The organism is Paludibaculum fermentans (genome assembly GCF_015277775.1).
Taxonomy (GTDB): domain Bacteria; phylum Acidobacteriota; class Terriglobia; order Bryobacterales; family Bryobacteraceae; genus Paludibaculum; species Paludibaculum fermentans.
The window spans coordinates 8,910,852-8,931,011 of record NZ_CP063849.1 but is presented as its reverse complement, the minus strand read 5'-3'; the positions used below and the strand labels follow the sequence as shown (position 1 = coordinate 8,931,011).

At 63.8% G+C, this 20,160-nt stretch carries 16 protein-coding genes; 6 read left to right on the top strand and 10 right to left on the bottom strand.

Going from position 1 to position 20,160, the window contains the following annotated elements:
- Position 1: 1 nt before the first annotated feature.
- The 3 genes from IRI77_RS35450 to IRI77_RS35440 are packed head-to-tail and all read right to left on the bottom strand — an operon-like array spanning position 2 to position 3,578.
- Positions 2–1,435 carry a Gfo/Idh/MocA family protein gene (locus IRI77_RS35450; protein ID WP_194449639.1) on the bottom strand — a complete coding sequence of 478 codons (1,434 nt, stop codon included), beginning with the start codon at positions 1,433–1,435 and terminating at the stop codon, positions 2–4.
- Entirely contained in the window at positions 1,432–2,664 is a 1,233-nt protein-coding gene (locus IRI77_RS35445) for a DoxX family protein (protein WP_194449638.1), read from the bottom strand. The genes IRI77_RS35450 and IRI77_RS35445 overlap by 4 nt, the downstream gene beginning before the upstream one ends.
- Positions 2,661–3,578, bottom strand: a complete 918-nt coding sequence (locus IRI77_RS35440; protein ID WP_194449637.1) for an FAD:protein FMN transferase — start codon at positions 3,576–3,578, stop codon at positions 2,661–2,663. Before IRI77_RS35440 ends, IRI77_RS35445 begins: the two co-directional genes overlap by 4 nt.
- 208 nt (positions 3,579–3,786) lie before the next feature.
- On the opposite strand from IRI77_RS35440, the gene IRI77_RS35435 reads away from it, so the two are divergent.
- Positions 3,787–5,019 carry a hypothetical protein gene (locus IRI77_RS35435; protein WP_194449636.1) on the top strand — a complete coding sequence of 411 codons (1,233 nt, stop codon included), beginning with the start codon at positions 3,787–3,789 and terminating at the stop codon, positions 5,017–5,019.
- Between the two features lie 3 nt (positions 5,020–5,022).
- Here the strand turns inward: IRI77_RS35435 and IRI77_RS35430 are convergent, their stop codons facing one another.
- Positions 5,023–6,441: a Gfo/Idh/MocA family protein gene (locus IRI77_RS35430; RefSeq protein ID WP_194449635.1), complete on the bottom strand. Its 1,419-nt coding sequence runs from the start codon at positions 6,439–6,441 to the stop codon at positions 5,023–5,025.
- Positions 6,442–6,516: 75 nt separating this feature from the next.
- Entirely contained in the window at positions 6,517–6,936 is a 420-nt protein-coding gene (locus IRI77_RS35425; protein WP_194449634.1) for a hypothetical protein, read from the bottom strand.
- A gap of 310 nt (positions 6,937–7,246) precedes the next feature.
- On the opposite strand from IRI77_RS35425, the gene IRI77_RS35420 reads away from it, so the two are divergent.
- Positions 7,247–8,404, top strand: a complete 1,158-nt coding sequence (locus IRI77_RS35420; protein ID WP_228486490.1) for an efflux RND transporter periplasmic adaptor subunit — start codon at positions 7,247–7,249, stop codon at positions 8,402–8,404.
- 2 nt (positions 8,405–8,406) lie between these two features.
- Positions 8,407–11,502: an efflux RND transporter permease subunit gene (locus IRI77_RS35415; protein WP_194449632.1), complete on the top strand. Its 3,096-nt coding sequence runs from the start codon at positions 8,407–8,409 to the stop codon at positions 11,500–11,502.
- On the opposite strand, the gene IRI77_RS35410 is transcribed toward IRI77_RS35415, so the two are convergent.
- Positions 11,466–12,635: a glycoside hydrolase family 99-like domain-containing protein gene (locus tag IRI77_RS35410; RefSeq protein WP_194449631.1), complete on the bottom strand. Its 1,170-nt coding sequence runs from the start codon at positions 12,633–12,635 to the stop codon at positions 11,466–11,468. The genes IRI77_RS35415 and IRI77_RS35410 overlap by 37 nt on opposite strands.
- Before the next feature lie 122 nt (positions 12,636–12,757).
- Here IRI77_RS35410 and IRI77_RS35405 point away from each other — a divergent pair, with 122 nt between their 5' ends.
- Positions 12,758–14,293, top strand: a complete 1,536-nt coding sequence (locus tag IRI77_RS35405) for an AAA family ATPase (protein ID WP_194449630.1) — start codon at positions 12,758–12,760, stop codon at positions 14,291–14,293.
- Between the two features lie 10 nt (positions 14,294–14,303).
- Here the strand turns inward: IRI77_RS35405 and IRI77_RS35400 are convergent, their stop codons facing one another.
- From IRI77_RS35400 to IRI77_RS35390, 3 genes are all read right to left on the bottom strand, one after another.
- Positions 14,304–14,939 (bottom strand): SagB/ThcOx family dehydrogenase, encoded by a 636-nt coding sequence (locus IRI77_RS35400; RefSeq protein ID WP_194449629.1) that lies wholly within the window; start codon positions 14,937–14,939, stop codon positions 14,304–14,306.
- 140 nt (positions 14,940–15,079) lie between these two features.
- Entirely contained in the window at positions 15,080–15,433 is a 354-nt protein-coding gene (gene queD / locus IRI77_RS35395) for a 6-carboxytetrahydropterin synthase QueD (protein ID WP_194449628.1), read from the bottom strand.
- 77 nt (positions 15,434–15,510) lie between these two features.
- Entirely contained in the window at positions 15,511–16,932 is a 1,422-nt protein-coding gene (locus IRI77_RS35390) for a sulfatase (RefSeq protein WP_194449627.1), read from the bottom strand.
- Positions 16,933–17,027: 95 nt separating this feature from the next.
- Here IRI77_RS35390 and IRI77_RS35385 point away from each other — a divergent pair, with 95 nt between their 5' ends.
- Positions 17,028–18,290: a uroporphyrinogen decarboxylase family protein gene (locus IRI77_RS35385; RefSeq protein ID WP_194449626.1), complete on the top strand. Its 1,263-nt coding sequence runs from the start codon at positions 17,028–17,030 to the stop codon at positions 18,288–18,290.
- 42 nt (positions 18,291–18,332) lie between these two features.
- Positions 18,333–19,061, top strand: a complete 729-nt coding sequence (locus IRI77_RS35380; RefSeq protein WP_194449625.1) for a sulfite exporter TauE/SafE family protein — start codon at positions 18,333–18,335, stop codon at positions 19,059–19,061.
- Here the strand turns inward: IRI77_RS35380 and IRI77_RS35375 are convergent.
- A complete protein-coding gene (locus IRI77_RS35375; RefSeq protein ID WP_194449624.1) occupies positions 19,039–20,103 on the bottom strand; it encodes an acetate/propionate family kinase in 1,065 nt (354 codons plus the stop codon). The genes IRI77_RS35380 and IRI77_RS35375 overlap by 23 nt on opposite strands.
- Positions 20,104–20,160 lie beyond the last annotated feature (57 nt).

Below are 20,160 nucleotides of genomic sequence, written 5' to 3'. Positions count from 1 at the left end.
CTCAGGCCGTCTCCGGGGCGTCGTCCGAGTTCAGGTCAAACCAGGAAGGCTTGAACTCGATGCGCCGGCGCTGCCGGGCCGACATGTTGGAGACCAGGGTGACCACAGCGTCGGAGAGCCCGACCTCGGCTCCGCAACGAGGTTGCCCCTCGCCCGGATGGCGGATCAGCCAAGCCAGGTGTTCCTGCTCTTCCCGGTAGCCGCGGCTGGTGAGCGTATCCTGCAGGCCGCCGCCGGAGGTCCACTGGGCAGTGGAAGTCGAGACCGCCGAGGGCTGGCTGATGCGGCGTTCCGCCCACGAGATTCGGGTGTCCCGCAACGACTTCTCTTTCAACAGGTAGACATCGCGTTCCGACAGGATCGCCAGCGTGCCCTTCGAGCCCATCACCTGCTCGCCGTAACCGTCTGCTTCGTTGGTCGTGATGCTGGAGTAGGTCACAACCGTATCGCCGGGGTATTCATAAGTAAGGAAGATGTGGTCCTCCACCTCGCGGCCGTCGCTGAAGTAGGAGTTCACGCCTACTCCGGAGACCGCCTTGGGATGGACCATCGTCTTGCCGCCGTGGGTGTCCTTCTCATTCAGAACTGCCTTGAGCAGAATGCTGCACGCGTCCAACTGGTGGCTGCCGAGTTCGGCCATCAGCCCTTCGCCGGTCCGTTTCTGCAGGCGCCAGCGGACGAGTTCATCCAGGCTCTTGTAGCCGTAACGGGCAAAATCCACCTGCTTGTCTTCGGCCGGGACTTTGGCGAACCAGGTGTCGAAATCGCCCTTCTCCCCGCCGGGCTTGCCGCCACCGGTCTGGTTGCGGTGCCAGAAGGCGCGGATGTGCCGGACGTCGCCCAGGATGTCCTTCTGCTTCGCCACTTCCAATGCATTGGCGTAGAGATAGCTGTAGTGGCGCTGGTGGCCGATGGACAACAGACGCCCGGTCTTCCTCGCCTCCCTACCCATGCGTTTGCAGTCGGTGACGGTCTTGGCCATGAGCTTTTCGCACAGGACGTGCTTGCCCTTCTGCATGGCTTCGATCGCGCAGGGAGCGTGCAGGTGCAGCGGCAGCGCGATGATCACCATCTCGATGTCGTCGCGATCCAACAGCTTGTGGTAGTCCTCGATCAGCTCGATGTGGCGGGCATCGGAACCGAACTTGCCTTCCAGCGAGACCCGCGCCTTCTTCTGCATGCTGGGCCGGATGTCGGAGAAGGCCACCAGCTTGATGTAGTCCGGATTGATCGAATCGATGTGCGACCGGCCCTGGCCGCCGGCGCCGATCAGCGCCGCGCGCACGGGATTGCCGCGTAAGCTGCTGTAGCCCCAGTAAAAAGCCGTGACGGAGGGGACCGTCACCAGCGCCGGAATCAGGTCGCGGCGCGTCATCTTCAAGGCGCCGGAGAAGTTATCCTTGCCCACTTGGCGTTGTTGTTCGTTGAGGATCATGACAGGCTCCTGGTGACCATAACTGCTTCTGGATGTTGGGTTTTTACGGCGCGGAAAGCCCGCGCCAGGTAGAAATCGAGGCCGGCCCAGCGGCCGGTGGCCGTGGTGGCGATCACGAGCGCCGCAAAGGCCTCGATCAGATTCCGATCGACAAAGAGGTAATGACCGGCCACCGACATCGCCGGCAGTCCTGGCCAGGGCGGCGAGGCCAGGTAGAAGACGGCCAGTTGCGCGGCGGCGGCGCATGCGGCTACGGGCGTGAACAGGCCGAGCATCAACAGGATGCCGATCACCGTCAGGCTGGTCTTGATGGCGCGGTCGACCCAGGCTGCGCCGTCGCCCGGGCGCGGCAGCGGACCCGCACCCAACTGCTCGACGGTGGCGATGGTCTGCGTCTGGACGGCCAACTCGGAGAGCGGCTCGTTCAGGTAGCTGAGTAGCTCACCGGCGATGACATCGAGTTTCTTGCGGTCGGCATCCAGGCGTTCGCGGGTGAACGGGGCGTGCAGCTCCGTCTCCGCCACTCGCTGCCGCAGCACGCGGTAGTCGGCGAGCCGGGTCTGGAACCACGGTGCGCTCACGGTCTCCACCGCGGCGGTTTTGACAGTGTCGCGCGCGGCGGCCAGGCGCTTCTGTTGCTCCGGAGTGAACGGCTTCCCGGCGTCCGAAAAGTGGCTCAGGATCTCGCCATAGCGATCGTCCATGCGCTGTTTCAACGACGCAGCGGTGAGGCGTTCCAGTCCGTCCATGTCCGGGACCAGGCCTCGGAAAAGCGACCGGAACGGTCCGGCCGAAGCCTGTAAGAACGGCAGGGAGGAGAACCGCTCGCCCTCCTGCTCCGTGGCCAGTTTGAGCACTTCCTCGTGCACGAGCGTCCAGTCAAACTGCATCAAATCAGCACCTTGGACGCCTGTGGCGGCAGCCAGCTTGATCTTGTCGCCGAGATCGGTCAGTTTGGCCTTCTGGTCCTCGGAAAGCGGCTGCCGGGCCTTGAACACCTTCACGATCTCGTCGTTCCAGGCATCGACCCTGGCCGAAACCTCGGGCAGCGGCAGGTTCTTCGTCAAGTCGTTGTGAAGACGGCCCGTAGCCGCCTGCAAGGGGTAGCGCGCGGCTGCATACTGAGCAGTGCCGCGGTCGGAGTCAATCTTGTAGACGCCTTCGTACAGAAAGTGCCAGCCGATGGCGATCCGCAAGGCGACGAGCATCCATTTGCTCCCTCTATTCATGCACTTACCTCCACATCCGCCGCGCCCAGGACGATGGGCCCGCGCGCAGGCTTGTCTGTTTTCAGCGGCACCAGCACGGCGCCGATAGCCCGATGGGTCTCGCAGAACGACCGAACCCATTCCGTACCCATCACAAAGAAGGCGGTGGACAGGGCATCCGCCTCGGCCGAGCTGCGTGCAACGGCCGTCGCACTGGCCAGTTGCCCGGCGGGGCGGCCGGTCCGGGGGTCGAGGATGTGGCCGTACCTTAGGCCATTCACCTCGAAGTATTGGTTCGCGGCTCCGGAGGTCCCGAGTCCTCGATTGCGCAGATACACCCTGGCCAAGGGGCGCGTCGAACCGAACGGATCGCCGATGTCGACGTTCCAGCCGCGCGGTGCACCGGCCGGTGCACCCAGCCCGTAGAGACTGCTCTGGCCAGCCTGCATCAGGGCGCAGCGGATCCCGAAGTGGTTCCACATCAGGCGGATAGCCCTGTCGATGGCGTAGCCCTTGCCGATGGCCCCGGGATTGAATTCGATGCCCGGCCGGCGGAAGCCGAGGGTCCATTCCGTCTTTGGGAAGTAAAGATGACGGCTGCCGCAGAGGGCGAGGGCTTGCTCGATCTCAGCGTCGGAGGGAACGCGGCGCGGTCCGCGGAAGAAGCCCCAGATGCGGACCAGCGGCGCGACCGCCATGTCGAAGCCCCCGCCCGTTTCCGCCCATAGACCCGCCGCCAACCGGATGACTTCGTACACTTCTGGGACGGTCGTGTACTCATTGGAACGGCACCGGTTCAAACGGGACATCTCGCTGTCGTCGCGGTAGATGGACAGGAGGTCCTCCAGCCGGTCGACTTCGTCGAGGGCGGCGCAGCCCGCGTCGACAGCGTGGGTGGTGCGCCCTGGAAACAGGGTGGAGAATTCGCAGGCCATGGCCCTTCGCCCTACGTTCAGGAAGCCTTGCCGGGCAGATTGTGGAAGCAGCATCGCGTTCACCAGCAAACGCAGTGTGGGCGCGATGAGGAAGACAGGGGAAGGTGCGCTACGGATCGGCTCCTCTGGATTCCCAAAAAAAGTCCGATTTGCGGCCGGGTTTGCGGTATGCTCTGTGCAGAGAAAAGGACCGTAAAGCACCGTTACCATGCGCCCCAACGCGCCGGAAACAAGCGACATCCCGATTAGCGACGAACAGCGGACAGCGATCCGCGCGGCGCTGGAACAGTTGCTGTCGAGCCCGGCGTTCCGGAACAGCAAACAATCGCAGCGCTTCCTGCGCTATGTCGTCGAGCACAGCCTGCACGGCAAGGACGACCAACTCAAAGAACGCAACATAGGGATCGAGGTGTTTGAGCGGGTTCCGGATTACGACACCGGCGAAGATCCGATCGTACGGGTGCGAGCGACGGAGATCCGAAAGCGGCTGGCTCAGTATTACCAGGAGGGTACAGATTCAGGCGCGGTCCGCATCGAGCTGCGTTCCGGTTCTTACCGGGCGGAGTTCCATTTTGCTCCTCCGCCGGCGGAGATCCTTCCAGTGCGAGCCGGCAAATTGCCAACCATGGCGATCGGAATTGCGGTGCTGCTGTGTCTCATCGTGGGCGGCATCTGGGCGACCCGGATGCTGCGGCCGGCGGGAGTGTTGGAGCAGTTCTGGGCTCCCGTGATGACGAACACGAAACCGGTGTTGATCTACTGCGGGCAGCCGGTGGTGTATTTCCTGTCGAGGGACGTGCACGAGGCGTATAAGGCGACGAATCCCAGCCATCAGCGAGGGTCGACGCCGGTGCTGCTGAATCCTGACACTGTGCTGCACGGCCGGGACATTATTCCCGTGACGGAGCAGTTTGTGGGCATCGGGAATGCGCACGCGGCCGTCCTGCTTTCTACGATGTTTGCCGGCCGGGGCAAGCCGGTGGAGTTGCGGTACGCGAACGACCTCTCGTTCAGCGACCTGCGCAGCTCCCCAGCCGTACTTATCGGTGCGTTTTCGAACCTTTGGACGCTGGAAATGACGGGCAAGCTGCGGTTCGTTTTCGAGCAGGACCAGGGACAGCGGCGCATTATGGACACGACCAACAAGCAGTCGTGGTCATTGAAGGACCTGGCTCCGGATGGAAAGACGCCCGAGGACTACGCGATCGTCTCCCGCTTGTTCGATTCGGCCACCGGGCAGACGCTGGTTTCGGCGGCGGGGATCACCCAGTATGGGACGCGGGCGGCAGGCGAGTTCCTGACGGACAGTGAACGGATGAACCAGGCGCTGGAGAAGGCTCCGGCGGACTGGCCGAAGAGGAATATCCAGGTCCTGCTGCATACCACGGTCTACAAGGGCACTCCGGCCCGGCCGACCGTGGCCGCCACGCACGTCTGGTAACGGTCAGCCTTTCGAGAGCTTGGCCAGGACGTGAGCGGTGCCGTAGGGTGCGCGCTGTTCGCGGGCCAGCATCCGGTTCGCCTCGGCATCGCCAAACTGCTCTTTCCCGGGATCCCACTTCACGGCACGGCCCAGTTTCATGGACGCATGCGCGACCAGGCAGGCCGAACACGACCGGTGGCCGTCCTCGACCGGCGCGACCGGCTGGGTCCGGTTCCTGATCGCCGTCAGCCAATCGAGATGGTGGTCGTTCTCCGGGCTGGCGTGGAGGTGCGGTTCGTTATCCTTGATGCCGTTGCGCAGGATGTTCAGGTTGCTGGCATCCAGCACGGTGCTGCGCGGTTTGCCGGCGGCTGAGTCGCTGAGCTGGTACTTGCCGCGCGTCACCCACAACCAGCCTTCTTCGCCGATGAACTTCAGGCCGGTGGGGTACTTCTCGCTGAGATACATCGTGACCCCGTTGGCGTACTGCATCCGTACGTGATAGGGGCCGTGCACGTCCCACAGTCCCTTTTTGGGGAACTCGGCCGTGGCCAAGGCCTCGATGGGGCCGGAATGTTCAGTGCCCATGGCGACGTGGGCGGTGTCGATGTGGTGCGCGCCCCAACCGGTGATCATGCCGGCGCCGAACTGTTCGCAGCGCAGCCAGCCCGGCCGGTTGTAGCGGGCTCTCGGCTCGGCAGCCTGCGGATGGACCCGCTTCTCGGTGTAGTAGACCTTGGGCGTACTACCCAACCACATGTCGTAGTTAAGATTGCCGGGGACGGGCATCTCTGGCTCATCGTCGCCGCCCGGGTCTTCCGGCAGCCCGATGTAGATCTCGGTGATCCTGCCCAGCCGGCCGTTGCGGATGAGTTCGCAGGCGTAGCGGAACTGGAACTCCGAGCGCTGCTGGCTGCCCTGCTGGAAGATACGGCCGGACCTCTTCACGACATCGGCCATCTGACGGCCTTCGGCGATGGTCAGCGAGGCGGGCTTCTGCAGGTAGATATCCTTGCCGGCCAGGGCGGCTTCCATGGCGGGTTGAGCATGCCAGTGGTCGGGCGTACTGATGCAGACGGCGTCGATGCTCTTGTCGGCCAGCACTTCGCGGTAATCACGGTACGTTTTCACGCCGGTGAACTGGTCCTTGCCCACCTTCCGGCCATAGGTGGATTCGACGAGGCTCTTCGCGTCCTCCAGGCGGACCGTGTCCAGATCGCAGACGGCGGTGAAGCGGGCGAGATCGGAGCGGCGGAAGACGCCGGGAAACTCGGACCCGCGGGCGATGCGGCCGCAGCCGATCTGGGCGACTTGGATCAGGTTGCTGGGCGCGGCAGCGCCAAACACGCGCGCCGGGACGATGGTGGGGAAGCCGAGCGCACCCACGGCCGCCGTCCGGCTGAGAAACTCGCGGCGTGACGGGGCAGGTGGCTGGCGCATGGGATGAGTCCCTTCTCGCCGGGATTCAGACCGGCGGATCTCAAACCATACTATATACCCCAGCGCCGGCCTGGCTCACTCGGGCGCCGCCTGCGGATCGGTGGGAGCCGGTGTGGAGGCGTGAACACGCGACTGCAGGCTGGCGACCGCATTCTGCAGGCTTTGGACAGACATCTGCAGCGACTGGAGGGAACTCTGCTGGCTCGCCACAGTGGATTGCAGCGAGCTGATGACGGACTGGTAGTTGCGGCCCGAAGAGTCTGATGTCCTGGCCGTCATCTGCAGTTCGGCTACGCGGGATTCCAACTCGCGCACCGAGAGCTGCAGGGTGAGGATGCGGTCCTGCATGGACTGGTCCGAGGGTGAGGTCTTGGCCGCTTTCGCTGGCGGGGCCTTCTGCTCCTGGGTTAGCGCCGGGAAGCCGAAGGCGAGCGCGGCTGCGATGGCCAGAACCGCGGCGGGCTTGGAATGCAGGGAGATTGCGTGGATCTGCATGAATTGCTCCAGTATGTAGACAGCTCCAAGGTGCTGTAGTCACGCAGCGAAGTCAATGACCGAGTGGGCTGCAAAGTTTACAAAAAGCGGTGTTTGCTGTCTGAATTCCGGCTTCACCTCCGGTTGGTGGTGCTAATCTGGTGGGATCAACCTCCCTTTTGAGTGTCTCGGGTTGCCGCGCATGCAACTATCCATACTTCCCGCAGTTCGTGTATCCACCCCCCTCCGACTTCCGGCGGGTTCCGCCACAGACCGGCGATTTTCCCGAGTCGCGCTGACAGCTGGGGCCGCAGTGTGCCTGATGTCGTTCATGGCGTGCAAGAAGGAGGAGGTTCGGGCCGGTGGTCCGCCTCCGGCGGTGCCGGTCACGGTGGCGAAAGCAGCGATCCAATCGGTTCCGACCGGCGTGCGCGCGGTGGGCACCGTAGAAGCGTACTCCACGGTTCAGGTGAAATCACTGGTGGCCGGTCCGCTGATGAAGGTTCACTTCTCCGAAGGCAGCGATGTGAAGGCCGGCGACCTGTTATTCGAGATCGATCCGCGGCCGTACCGGGAAGCTCTGCGGCAGGCGCAGGGTGCGGCGGCGCGCGACGAATCCATGATGCGGCAGGCCGAAGCGAACCTGGCGCGCGACCGGGCGCAACTGCGCAATGCCGAGGCGGATGCGGCGAGGTATGAGCAACTCGTCAAGGAAGGCGTCGTTTCCCGTTCGCAATACGACCAGTACAAGACCACCGCGGATGCGCTGCGCGAATCGGCTCGCGCCGATGAGGCCGCCATTGAGACAGCCAGGGCCAATGTGGAGACGGACAAGGCGACGGTGGAGCGGGCCCGGCTCGACTTGAGCTACTGCGAAATTCGTTCGCCGCTCGCGGGCCGCACGGGCAACCTGCTGGTGAACATCGGCAACCTGGTGAAGGCCAATGGAGACACGGCGCTGGTGGTGATCAACCAGGTGGCCCCGATCTTCGTTTCCTTTGGTGTACCGCAGCAGCAATTGGATGCGGTGCGGCGCAGTAGCCAGGGCCGGCAGTTGGCGGTGACCGCTTCCGTGCAGGACGGCGGATTCCAACCGGTGCAGGGCCGGCTGGCGGTGATCGACAACGCGATCGACGCCACCACGGGCACCATCCGGTTGAAGGCCGTCTTCGACAACGGCAATCACGCCTTGTGGCCGGGCCGGTTTGTGGATGTCTCCCTGACGCTGGGCACGCTCGAAAATGCCGTGGTGGTGCCGTCGGAAGCCGTGCAATCGGGCCAGAAGGGCCCCTTCGTGTACGTCGTGAAGGCCGACCAGACGGTGGACCTGCGCATGGTGAAGACGGGTCCGGCCGTCAGCGGGAAACTCGTCATTGAGAGCGGAGTCGCCAACGGCGAGACCGTGGTGACGGACGGCCAGTTGCTGCTGAGGCCGGGCGCGGCAGTGAAAGCCGTGCACGGCGTGCAGTCCGGCGAGCAGGGGTCGTAGCCATGCACGTATCCAAGATCTTCATCGACCGGCCGGTGATGACCGCGCTGGTCACCTTCGCCATTATCCTGTTTGGCGTCGTGGGCTTCCGGGCCCTGCCGGTGGCGGCACTGCCGAGTGTGGACTACCCGACGATTCAGGTCCAAGCCGCGCTGCCAGGCGCCGATCCGGAGACCATGGCCTCCGCGGTGGCCACTCCGCTGGAGCGGGAGTTCTCGACCATTGCCGGCGTGAAGTCGATGAACTCGACCAACAGCCAGAGCTCGACGTCGATCACCGTACAGTTCGAACTGAAGCGGGACATCGATTCCGCCGCGCAGGACATCCAGTCGGCTATCGCGAAAGCGGGCGGGCAGTTGCCGCCCAACATGCCGCGGCCGCCTTCCTATCAGAAGGTGAATCCGGCGGAGCAGCCGGTGCTGTTCCTGTCGCTCACTTCGGACACCTTGCCGCTGTACACGGTGGACGAGTATGCCGAGACGCTGCTGGCGCAGCGCATTTCGATGGCGAGCGGCGTGTCACGCGTGACGGTTTACGGCTCGCAGAAGTATGCCGTGCGCGTGCAGGTGAATCCGGATGCGATGTCGGCGCGCGGCATCGGGATCGATGAGGTGGCCAGCGCGATCCAGAAGAATAACGTGAACCTGCCGACGGGCAAGTTGTACGGTTCCCGGCAGGCGTTCACGGTGCAGTCGAACGGCCAGTTGACCAGCGCCGACCAGTTCCGGCCGCTGGTGGTGGCCTGGCGCAATGGGCAGCCGGTGCGCTTGTCGGAGCTCGGCAACGTCCTGGATACAGTGGAGAACGACAAGGCGGCGGCGTGGTTCAAGGGCAAGCGCGGCTTGACCCTGGCCGTGCAGCGGCAGCCGGGCACGAACACGGTAGAGGTGGTGGACAACATCCTGGCGCTGCTGCCGCAGTTCCGCCGCGAGCTGCCGGCCTCAGTGGAGTTGCAGATCGCCTTCGACGCGTCGCAGTCGATCCGGGGCTCGATCCGGGATGTGGAGTTCACGCTGGTCCTGACGGTGTGCCTGGTGATCCTGGTGATCTCGCTGTTCCTGAGGAATCTCTCGGCGACGATGATTCCCGGCGTGGCGGTGCCGCTGTCGATTGTGGGCACGTTCGCCGTGATGTACCTGCTGGGCTACAGCCTGAATAACCTTTCGCTGATGGCCTTGACGCTCTCAGTGGGCTTTGTGGTGGACGACGCCATCGTGATGCTCGAGAACATCGTGCGCTACATGGAGATGGGCCATCCGCGCATGGAGGCGGCGCTGCTGGCCTCGAAGGAGATCGGGTTCACCATCGTCTCGATGACCGTCTCGCTGGTAGCGGTGTTCATCCCAGTGCTGTTCATGGGCGGCATTGTGGGCCGGCTGCTGCACGAGTTTGCGGTGACCATCACGGTGGCGATTCTCATCTCCGGCTTCGTCTCGCTGAGCTTCACGCCGATGCTGGGCAGCCGGTTCCTGAAGTTCGACCACGGCGCGAAACACGGCCGCACCTACATGGCGCTGGAGCGCGGCTTCAACGGGCTGGCCTGGGCGTACGATGTGACCCTGCGCGGCGTGCTGCGGCACCAGTTCATCACGATCCTGATGTCGTTTGCGCTGTTGGGCGGAACAGTCTACCTGTTCATCACCATGCCCACCGGTTTCATCCCCAGCCAGGACAGCGGCTTCATGTTTGGCGTGACCCGCGCCGGACAGGACATCTCGTACGAGTCGATGGCGAACCACCAACTGGCCGTGGCGAGCATCATCCAGAAGGATCCGGCGGTGGAAGGCGCCATCGCCGTGGCGATGCCGGGCAACCAGGGCTTCGTCTTCGTCCGGATGAAGGACCGCGACCAGCGGAATCGCAGCGTGGACGACGTAATGGCCTCGCTGCGGCCGCAATTGGCGGAGGTGCCGGGCATCATGACCTTCCTGCAGAATCCGCCGCCCATTACGGTGAGCGGGCAGTTTTCGACCAGCGCCTACCAGATGACCATGCAGAGCTCCAATCTGAAGGAGATGTACGACTGGGTGGAGCCGCTAATGACGAAAATGCGGACGCTGCCCGGCTTTGTCGACATCAATACCGACCTGCAGATCGCCAGCCCGCAGGTAATGGTGGAGATCGACCGCGACCGCGCGGTGTCGATGGGCGTCACGCCGCAGCAGATCCAGGACGCGCTCTACAGCGCCTATGGCAACCGGCAGATCTCGACCATCTACACGCCGGCCAACGAGTACTCGGTGATCCTGGAGGTGGACCAGAACTTCCAGAAGAATCCGGAGTCGCTGGAGAAGCTCTACGTGCGCTCGTCGCAGAGCAAGCTGGTCCCGCTGGACTCGCTGGTGAAGCGGCACAGGACCGTGGGTCCGCTCAGCGTGAATCACTTCGGGCAGTTGCCTGCCGTGACCGTGGCCTTCAACCTGAAGCCCGGCTACTCGCTGGGTGAGGCGGCCGATGCGGTGATGTCTGCGGTGCGCGAACTGCGCATGCCGGCCACGATCGGCGTGAACTTCCAGGGCACGGTGAAGGAGTTCCAGGAGTCGTTCCAGGGGCTCTCAGTGCTGCTGATCGTGGCGATCCTGGTGATCTACATCGTACTGGGGATCCTGTATGAGAGCTTCATCCACCCCATCACGATTCTGTCGGGCCTGCCTTCGGCGGTCTTTGGCGCGCTGGTGACCTTGCGGCTCTTCCACAAAGAGCTCGACCTGTATGCCTTCGTGGGTTTGATCATGTTGTTCGGCGTCGTCAAGAAGAACGCCATCATGATGATCGACTTTGCCCTGGAGGCGCAGCGGGTGGAAGGCAAGCCCGCGCACGAGGCGATCTATGAGGGCTGCAAGCTGCGCTTCCGGCCCATCATGATGACCACGGTGGCGGCCCTGTTCGGCACGTTGCCGATCGCGTTGAAGTACGGTGAAGGCGCCGACGCCCGCCAGCCGCTGGGGCTGGCCGTGGTGGGCGGCCTGATTGTGTCGCAATTCCTGACGCTGTACATCACTCCGGTGATCTACCTCTACATGGAGCGGTTCCAGCGCTGGCTGCGGCCCGAGACGCCGCTTCAGCTCGAGAATGTGTCGCGGATGGCTTCGAGATAACCCAGGCCGTTTTCGGTATCAGGCTCGAGGTAGCTGCCTTCGGTCCATTCATTCCACGCATTGATGTTGAAAATCTTGAGCATGTTCCGCTGACTGTCGAGGAAGCGTTTGCACTCCTGCAGCGCGCGGCGGAACGCTTCCGGCGTATTGCCGCTGAGCATCGGCATGAACGGGTAGCCGCGATCCTCAAACGTGTCGGACTGGCAGGTGCGCGGCGAGGCGTCCCACCCCATGGTGACGTTGGGGTGATAGGGAATGTTGAAGTCGGCCGCGGCCTTGCGCCAGTAGGAGTACATGAACTGGGCGGCGCGTTCATAGGGCTCTGACGGGAAGGTGGTCAGCGGGAAGTGGTGGATCCAGACATAACTGGTCACGCTGTCAATGCCCAGCAGCTTGAGCATCTGATTGGGGTTGGTGATGGTGGTCTCGCTGGGCAGCAGCTTCACGCCCCAGACCACCGCATTGATGTGGATGCGGCCGGCCTTGTTGCGCAACTGCTGCAGCGCCGCCGCGGCCTCTTCCGTGCCGCCCATGGAGTCGACGAACTTGTAGAGCTCGTAGATCGAGAAATAGGGCAGGCCGCCGGGACGCCAGTAAGAGGGATGGGCAAAGTAGCGGGTGACGATGTTGTCGGTCATCCAATCCCAGGCGTCACGGGTGAGGGCTCCGGGGTAGAGCAGCGGAGCGCGAACACCGGCCCGGGCCGGGTGGATGTCGAGCCAGTCGTGATTGGCCCACATCAGCGCGAACTTCACCTTCTGATGGTTGGCGGAGCCCAGGTAGCCGCGATCGAGACAGCGGTTCAGGTAGGGTCCGTCGTTGTACCAGTAGTAGTCGAAGATGAAGTGGTTCAAACCGTGGCTGGCGGCCGCGTCGATCTTCTTCTCGAAGACGCGGGGGTTGGATTCGTCCTCATAGCCCCACAGCGGCTTGCGCGGCTGGCGATGGCCCTCATAGCGGGGCAAAGCGTGTTTCACGAGCTCCCATTCGGTCCAGCCCCGGCCGTGAGTGCGTTCGTTGCGAGGGTCGACGTGATAATTAGGGAAGTAGTAGGCGCCGATCTGGTATTCGGGCACTGCGGGCGGATTCTGGACCAGGAGGGCTGGCGTGGCTAGGAGCTCGCGTCGAGTCATCTCGTTTGTATTGGATCATAACCGGACGCGGGGACGGCGTCTTTCTGAGTACCGCCCTGTCCGAAACCACCATTCCCGAACCGCCGGCCCGTCCTTTTGACCGCCTCGCGCGTCTAATACTCGTGAACGTTCCAGAAGCCTCCTCGGCCGCGGCACAGGCCAGCCGCGCCGTCAGAACCCTCCGCGAGCTTTTCCTCTCCGGCCGGCCCCTCACTTACGTCCGCACGACGGAGGAAGAACGGGTCGCCAGAATCCTGGCGGAGCTCTCGCCGGCGATACCCGTGGAGGGCCGCGACAGCGCTATCCCGGTCTGGTCGTGGAGCCTCACCGATGGCCTCAGGCGCGCCGGAGACGCCACCGCGCAGCCAGGTACGGAGTCCGCAACGGGCGTCCTCGCCTTCATCGCCGCCACCCCCGAGCCCGGCCTCTACCACCTCAAGGATTTCCACGAGGCCATGCGCGAGTCGGCGCTCGTGCGGCGCCACCTGCGCGACCTGTACGCCACCTGCACCGACCGCAATAAATTCATCGTCATCACCTCCCCCATCCACGACGTCCCGGAGGAGCTCGAGCGCTCGCTCGCTTACGTCGAACTCCGCACACCCGACATCGCGGAAATCACCGCCTTCGTCCGCGATGAAACGAGCGGGCACGCCCAGCCGCCATCCAGCGAAGTGATCGCAGGGCTCGCGCCCGCCCTCCTCGGCCTCACTCTCGAAGAGATCCGCTACACCCTGCGCCGCGCGACAGCGGGCGGAACGCCGCTATCGGAGGAATCCCGGCCCGCCCTTCTGGAAGAAAAGCGCCTGCTCGTCAGCCGCGGCGGTGTACTCGAGTTCATCTCCACCCCGACCACCATGGATGCGGTCGGCGGACTTGAGAACATGAAGAAATGGCTGCTCGAACGCCGCAAGCTCTTCGATCTGCGTGATTCGCTCAGCAAGGAGATCGTGCCCAAAGGCGTGCTCATGATGGGCATTCCGGGCTGCGGCAAGAGCCTCTGCGTCAAGGCGATCTCGGCCCATTTCCAACTGCCCCTGTACCGCATGGATATGGTCGAGGTCTTCTCCGGCCGTCATGGCAAACCCGAAACTGCGTTCGCCGATGCGTGCCATCAAATGGAGGACATCGCGCCGGCGGTGCTCTGGTTCGACGAGATCGAGATGGCCGTCACCGCCAACGAATCCAGCGGCGAACAGGGCCGCATCTTCGCTTTCTTCCTCACCTGGATGCAGGAAAAGACGCCCGGCCTGTTCGTGGCCGCCACCGCCAACCGGATCGACCTGCTGCCCGCCGAGATGATCCGCAAAGGCCGCTTTGACGAGGTGTTCTTCGTCGACCTGCCCACCGAAGAGGAGCGCACCGAGATCTTCCGCATTCACCTGTCACGCCGCGGCTATGATCCCGACACGCTGAACCTTCCGCAGCTCATGGAATTCACCAAGGGCTGGACGGGCGCCGAAGTGGAGCAGTGCGTCATCAGCGCCATCACGAAAGCGAAGCTCTCGGACACGACCGTGAATCCGAAGGACCTGCTCACGCTGGCGGCCCGCTCAGTGCCCCTGTCCCGCACCATGCGCGAACAGATCAACCACATCCGGGCATGGGCCTTTGAGCGCGCCATCAAGGCAACGCCGGCGAAGGGCGCGGAACGCTGAGGGCGAGCCGCTAGACACGGCCCGCGAGTAGGAGATATAGCGGCTCCTCGTCCTCGGGTAGACGGAGCAGCAGGCGTACGGCTTCGGGATCCAGGCGGCCCAGGCCGATCGCCCCCAAGCCGAGGGCCGTCGCCTGCAGGCAGAAGTTCTGGCCGATGTGTCCGCACTCCATGGCAGCCAGGCGGGGGGCAGCGTCACCGAACTCCCTGGCGGCCCGCTTGTACCAACCGGTGAGCAGCAGGGCGACAGCGCACTCCTCGACACAGGTCTGGCCGGCGACGGCGCGGGCCAGGGACTTGCGCCGTTCTCCCTTGCGAAGCAGGCGAAGGCTGCCGGCATCGGTGTCGAAACCGTAGAAGCCGGCCGCGAGCCCCTTCACGGAGGCGGCCAGGAGATAAGAGCGGACGGGGTAGAAGGCTCCGGCGGAGGGTGCGGTGCGGAGCCCGCCCAGCCCGGTGTAGCCCTGCGCGGCCCACAGGAGCCGGCTGGTTTCAGCAAGCGTGAGCGAATCCGGCAGGAAGCTGCGCGAAGAACGCCGATTGCGGAGGCAGTGATCCAGCGTCGGCCCGTCGGGCAGAGCCGGCGGCACCGGCAGCACGATGGAGTCCGCCGTGGGCTCACGCACGGGAGCTGTCGGGGGTGGCATCACTTGCGAATCGTTTGCAATCAGGGGAGGCCGCTTCATGAATTTTTACTCATGCTAGCAAGCGGGAAAAAATACTTCAAGAGTCTTTTGTCTCGTTTACAAAGAAAATACAAACTATCTACAGATTGTGGAGGAATCCATCAGCCCGCGTAGGAGCAGCCGGCGGTGCATGTCTCTCGAACTTCGACACGGCAGAGGGCGGGCAATAGCGGCTTTAATTTGTTCCAAATCCACATGGAAATGACCTCGCTGGTGGGATTTTCGAGGCCGGGGATGTCGTTGAGATAGTAGTGATCGAGTTGCAGGAGGATGGGCTTGAAGATGGCTTTGATGTCGGAGAAGTCCATCACCCAGCCCAGGATGGGGTCTGGCGCGCCCTGGACACAGATGCGGACGTGAAAAGAATGCCCATGCAAGCGCGAACATTTGTGCTCGGGCGGCAGGTTGGGCAGTCGGTGAGCTGCTTCGAAGGTGAAATCCTTGAAGATTTCCATGCGGGCGGGTACCAAGTACCAGGATAACACCCGGGCATCGGGGCGGCCCCGCTTGGGCCCCGGTTGGAAACGAGAGGCTATTGCGGCGGCGTGGGCTTCTCCTCGCCCGACAGTTGGAATCCGGGCCACGCCGGGTCGGCATTGGGGTTCCTGGCCGGCATAACGGCATTCGTCGATTCACGCCACCGGTTCAGCTTGGCCTGCAGTCGATCCGCCACCTTCGCCTGGCTGCGGATCAGATTCCTGTGTTCACCTGGATCCTCGGCCAGGTTGAAGAGCTCGCGGCGGCCATCGGCATGGAACTCAATGAGTTTCCAGTCCCCTTCCCTGATCGCGCTGCCGGGCGCCCCGCCCTGGTTGGAGTAGTGCGGGTAGTGCCAGAACAGGGGCCGCGGTCTCAGTTGCCCGCCGTGCAGCAGGGGCAGGAGGCTGACTCCGTCCACGTCGGCGGCTTTCTGCCCCGCCATTTCGGCGAAGGTGGGCAGGAAGTCGACGCTGCAGACCGGCGTGTCGATCACCGTGCCGGCCTTCACCACTCCGGGATAGCGGATGATCAGCGGTTCCCGAATTCCGCCTTCATACAGATGCCCCTTCCCTGCCCGCAGCGGTGCGTTGTCGGTGACCGCGGACGGGCTCTTCCCCTCATACCGCAGCCCGCCGTTGTCGGCGAAGAACATGAGCAGCGTATTGTCAGCGGCTCCGCTCTTCTCGACGGCTTCCATGACGCGGCCGACGCTCTGGTCCATGCTCTCGCGCATGGCGGCATAGACCGGGTTGTAGCGGCCGTTGGCGCGGGCGCGGTAGCGGTCAATGTCCTCCTCGCGGGCCTGCAGCGGGATGTGCACCGTGTAGTGGGACAGATAAACGAAGTAAGGATTCGACTTCTGCTGGGCGATGAAAGAGGTGGCCGCGTCGGTGAGCTTTTCCGTGAGGGATTCGCCCGGGCCGGCTTTGAGATTGGGCAGTTCGAAGGGACCAAAGTAACTGGACCCGAGCTTGCCGGAAGGCGGCGGGCTGCCGATGTGACTGCCGCCGATATTGATGTCGAAGCCCTGGTCCGTCGGCAGGAAGCCCTCGCCGCCGAGATGCCACTTGCCGATGCTGGCACTGCGGTAGCCGGCGGGCTTGAGGCATTCGGCGATGGTGCGCTCATTCAGACTCAGCTGCCTGGCGGTGAGCGGCGTGGTGATTGGGCTTTTCGGATCGGGTTTGCGGCCGGGAATCCAGTCGGTGACTCCGGTACGGACCGGGTATCGGCCCGTCATGATGCTGGCGCGGGTCGGCGAGCAAACCGGGCAGGCGGCGTAGGCCTGCGTAAACCGCGCGCCCTGCGTGGCCAACCGGTCGAGATGGGGGGTGGCGATGTCCTTGTTGCCGTAACAGCCGATGTCCGACCAGCCGAGATCGTCGGCCAGGATCAGGACAATATTGGGTTTAGGTTTGCCGGCGGCAGGCAGCAGACCGGCAGCCGCCGCGGCAAGGAACGAACGCCTTTGCATAGGATCCATTATGCATTTCATTGACTGGCCTGACCCATTCAGATAGATTGATCCTGAAGTATGAATAGACAGGCTCCAGGGAAGGAATCGTAAGCATGGCACCCACTACCAGCCGCCAGAGGCTCCGGGACGCGTTGGCGCACCGCCAGCCGGACCGGATCCCGATCGACTTTGGCGGGAGCGCGGTGACCGGGGTCCACGTCTCGTGCGTGGCTGCGTTGCGGGATTTCTACGGCCTGGAGAAGCGTCCGGTGAAGGTGCATGAGCCCTACCAGATGCTCGGATTGGTGGAACCGGACCTGAGCGAGGCGATGGGCCTGGACGTCACCGGAGTGTTTCCCCGCAACACAATGTTCGGGTTCGCGAACAGCGAATGGAAAGAGTGGGACTTCCGCGGCCTGCCGGTGCTGGTCTCCACTGAGTTCCGTTGGCGCACCGAGGCGAACGGCGACATCCTGGTGTATCCGGAAGGCGATGAGACCGCCGCCCCCAGCGGGCGCATGCCGCTGGGCAGCGCGTTCTTCGACACCATCGTGCGGCAGCCACCGTTCGATGAGGACTTGCTGAATATCCAGGACAACCTGGAGGAGTTCACTCCGCTATCGGAAGCGGACCTGGATCACGTCAGCGCCAGCGTCACGGCGGCGCAGCAGACCGGCAAGGGCATCCTGGCGACCTTCGGCGGGACGGCGTTCGGCGACATCGCGCTGGTGCCGGCTCCGTTCCTGAAGAATCCAAAGGGGATCCGCGACGTGGCCGAGTGGTACATGTCCACCAGCAGCCGCAAGGACTACGTCCACAAAATCTTCGCGTACCAGTGCGAGAACGGCATCCGGAACCTGGAGCGGGTGCATGCCCGCATCGGCGACTCGGTGGATGCCGTGTTCCTGTGCGGGACCGATTTCGGCACGCAAACGTCGCAGTTCTGCTCCGTCCGGACCCTCCGCGAACTCTGGTTCCCCTACTACAAGGCCGTGAACGACTGGGTGCACAAGAACACCGGCTGGAAGTGCTTCAAGCACTCCTGCGGCAGCGTGGAGAAGTTCTTCGATTCCTTCATCGACGCGGGCTTCGACATCATCAACCCGGTGCAGTGCTCGGCCGTGGGGATGGATCCGGAGACGCTGAAGGCGAAGTATGGCGACCGCCTGGTGTTCTGGGGCGGTGGCGTGGATACGCAGAAGACGCTGCCCTTCGGGACGCCGGATCAGGTGCGCGCCGAAGTGCTGCGGCGCTGCGAGATCTTCTCCACCGGCGGCGGGTTCGTGTTCGATTCGATCCACAACGTGCAGGCGGGTACCCCAGTGAAGAACCTGGTGGCCATGCTGGACGCGGTGAAGGAATTCAACGGCCGCTGAGTAGAGGTTATGCTGGAGGACTAGGTCCCGCGTTTAGTCCTCATGCCCCATCTGGAAATCTGGCAATGGCTGGTTGGCGCGCTGTGCGCGATGTGTGTCGGCGTGGCCAAGACCGGCCTGCCCGGGCTCGGCATCCTCGTCGTCCCGCTGATCATTCTCACCGTGGGCGACGCACGCGTCTCGGCGGCCTGGCTGCTGCCGATGCTCTGCACGGCGGACCTGTTCGCGGTGATCTATTGGCGGCGCCATGCGGCGGCCGGACGGCTGTTTTCCCTGGTGCCCTGGGTCCTGCTCGGTATGACCGGCGGAGCGCTGGCCCTGAATCTCAAGGAAGGCGTACTGCGGCCGGTGGTGGGCGGCATCGTCCTGGTAATGCTGCTCGCCTACCTGTGGCGGAAGTACGCCAGGAACGGCATGGCCGTGTCGCCGCACCCGGTGCTATACGGAGCGACAGCGGGCTTTGCGACCACGGTGGCCAACGCGGCCGGTCCGGTGATGAGCCTGTACCTGCTCAGCAAGAAACTCCCCAAGGAGGAGTTCATCGCCACCGGCGCCTGGTTCTTCTTCATCATCAACCTGACCAAGGTGCCCATCTACGCCTGGCACGGCCTGTTCAGCCGGCAGTCGCTCACCTTCGACGTCCTGATGATCCCCGCCGTGATGGTGGGGGCAATCGGCGGCCGGAAACTGGTGCCCCACATTCCAGAGAAGGTCTTTGAAGCCCTCGTCGTGATCCTCACTGCCGCCTCTACGCTCTTCCTCTTCCGATGAGCCGGGCGGTGTCGCGGGCGATGACAAGCTCCTCATTGGTCGGGATGACCAGCACTTCGACGGCCCCGAGGTTCTCCAGCCCCGCCATGATCTCGTCCCGGATCTCCGGCCGGTTTTCTCCGATGCCGCCGGTGAAGACAATCGCATCGGCGCCGCCCAGGATGGCCCAGAAGGCTCCGATATACTTCTTCACTCGGTAGCAGAAGACTTCGACAGCGATGCGGGCACGCGCGTCGCCCTCCTGCGCCGCGTGGACCAGGTCGCGCATGTCGTTGGAGCGGCCGGAGAGACCCAGCAGACCGCTGCGGTGAATCAGGAGCTTCTCGATCTCGTCGAGGGTCATGCCCTTCTGGCGCGCCAGGTGGAAGATCACCCCGATGTCGATGTCACCGGAGCGCGTCCCCATCACCAGGCCCTCCTGGGGGGTCAGGCCCATCGAGATGTCGACGGCCTTGCCGCCCTCGATCGCCGCAACGGAACAGCCGTTACCCAAGTGGCAGGTGATTAACTTGACCTCATCCGGCGGAATCCCTAACTGCTCGGCCGCCTTGCCGCTGACATAGCGGTGCGACGTGCCATGGAAACCGTAGCGCCGGATATGGTCCGACTCGTAGAGCTCGTAGGGCACCGCGTAGAGGAACGCCCGCCGCGGGATGGTGTGGAAGAAGGCTGTATCGAAGACGGCCACGTGCGGCACATTGGGTAGCAGCGCGTGGGCCGCGCGGTAGCAGGCCAGGTGATGAGGATTGTGGAGCGGTGCGAGGGAGCAGCAGTCGGCGATGGCGTGCTCGACTTCGAGGTCGATGAGCGCCGAGGCCTTGAAGCGTTCGCCGCCATGGACCACGCGATGCCCTACCCCATCGATGGGCCCTAGATTGGGCAGGATCTCCTCGACGGCCTCGGTGTGATTGTGGACCGGGCTGCCGGCCGCGCCGATCCGTTCCACGGCGCCTTTCACGATGACGTGTTCATCGCGCACACCGGTCTCGATGAGCTGGTATTTGAGGGACGAGCTGCCCGCGTTCAGAACTAGGATCCGCATGTGGCTACCTCTGTACTGTAAATCATTACCTTCTTGCACGTTATTCGGGCCTCTTGG

What these genes read in the sequence shown, in the direction of transcription:
- IRI77_RS35375 (WP_194449624.1), bottom strand. Translation starts at nt 20,103, where the DNA reads ATGCGGATCCTAGTTCTGAACGCGGGCAGCTCGTCCCTCAAATACCAG.
- IRI77_RS35420 (WP_228486490.1), top strand. Translation starts at nt 7,247, where the DNA reads ATGGCGTGCAAGAAGGAGGAGGTTCGGGCCGGTGGTCCGCCTCCGGCG.
- IRI77_RS35380 (WP_194449625.1), top strand. Translation starts at nt 18,333, where the DNA reads ATGCCCCATCTGGAAATCTGGCAATGGCTGGTTGGCGCGCTGTGCGCG.
- IRI77_RS35385 (WP_194449626.1), top strand. Translation starts at nt 17,028, where the DNA reads ATGGCACCCACTACCAGCCGCCAGAGGCTCCGGGACGCGTTGGCGCAC.
- IRI77_RS35450 (WP_194449639.1), bottom strand. Translation starts at nt 1,435, where the DNA reads ATGATCCTCAACGAACAACAACGCCAAGTGGGCAAGGATAACTTCTCC.
- IRI77_RS35445 (WP_194449638.1), bottom strand. Translation starts at nt 2,664, where the DNA reads ATGAATAGAGGGAGCAAATGGATGCTCGTCGCCTTGCGGATCGCCATC.
- IRI77_RS35390 (WP_194449627.1), bottom strand. Translation starts at nt 16,932, where the DNA reads ATGCAAAGGCGTTCGTTCCTTGCCGCGGCGGCTGCCGGTCTGCTGCCT.
- IRI77_RS35415 (WP_194449632.1), top strand. Translation starts at nt 8,407, where the DNA reads ATGCACGTATCCAAGATCTTCATCGACCGGCCGGTGATGACCGCGCTG.
- IRI77_RS35435 (WP_194449636.1), top strand. Translation starts at nt 3,787, where the DNA reads ATGCGCCCCAACGCGCCGGAAACAAGCGACATCCCGATTAGCGACGAA.
- IRI77_RS35440 (WP_194449637.1), bottom strand. Translation starts at nt 3,578, where the DNA reads ATGGCCTGCGAATTCTCCACCCTGTTTCCAGGGCGCACCACCCACGCT.
- IRI77_RS35430 (WP_194449635.1), bottom strand. Translation starts at nt 6,441, where the DNA reads ATGCGCCAGCCACCTGCCCCGTCACGCCGCGAGTTTCTCAGCCGGACG.
- IRI77_RS35400 (WP_194449629.1), bottom strand. Translation starts at nt 14,939, where the DNA reads ATGCCACCCCCGACAGCTCCCGTGCGTGAGCCCACGGCGGACTCCATC.
- IRI77_RS35425 (WP_194449634.1), bottom strand. Translation starts at nt 6,936, where the DNA reads ATGCAGATCCACGCAATCTCCCTGCATTCCAAGCCCGCCGCGGTTCTG.
- queD (WP_194449628.1), bottom strand. Translation starts at nt 15,433, where the DNA reads ATGGAAATCTTCAAGGATTTCACCTTCGAAGCAGCTCACCGACTGCCC.
- IRI77_RS35410 (WP_194449631.1), bottom strand. Translation starts at nt 12,635, where the DNA reads ATGACTCGACGCGAGCTCCTAGCCACGCCAGCCCTCCTGGTCCAGAAT.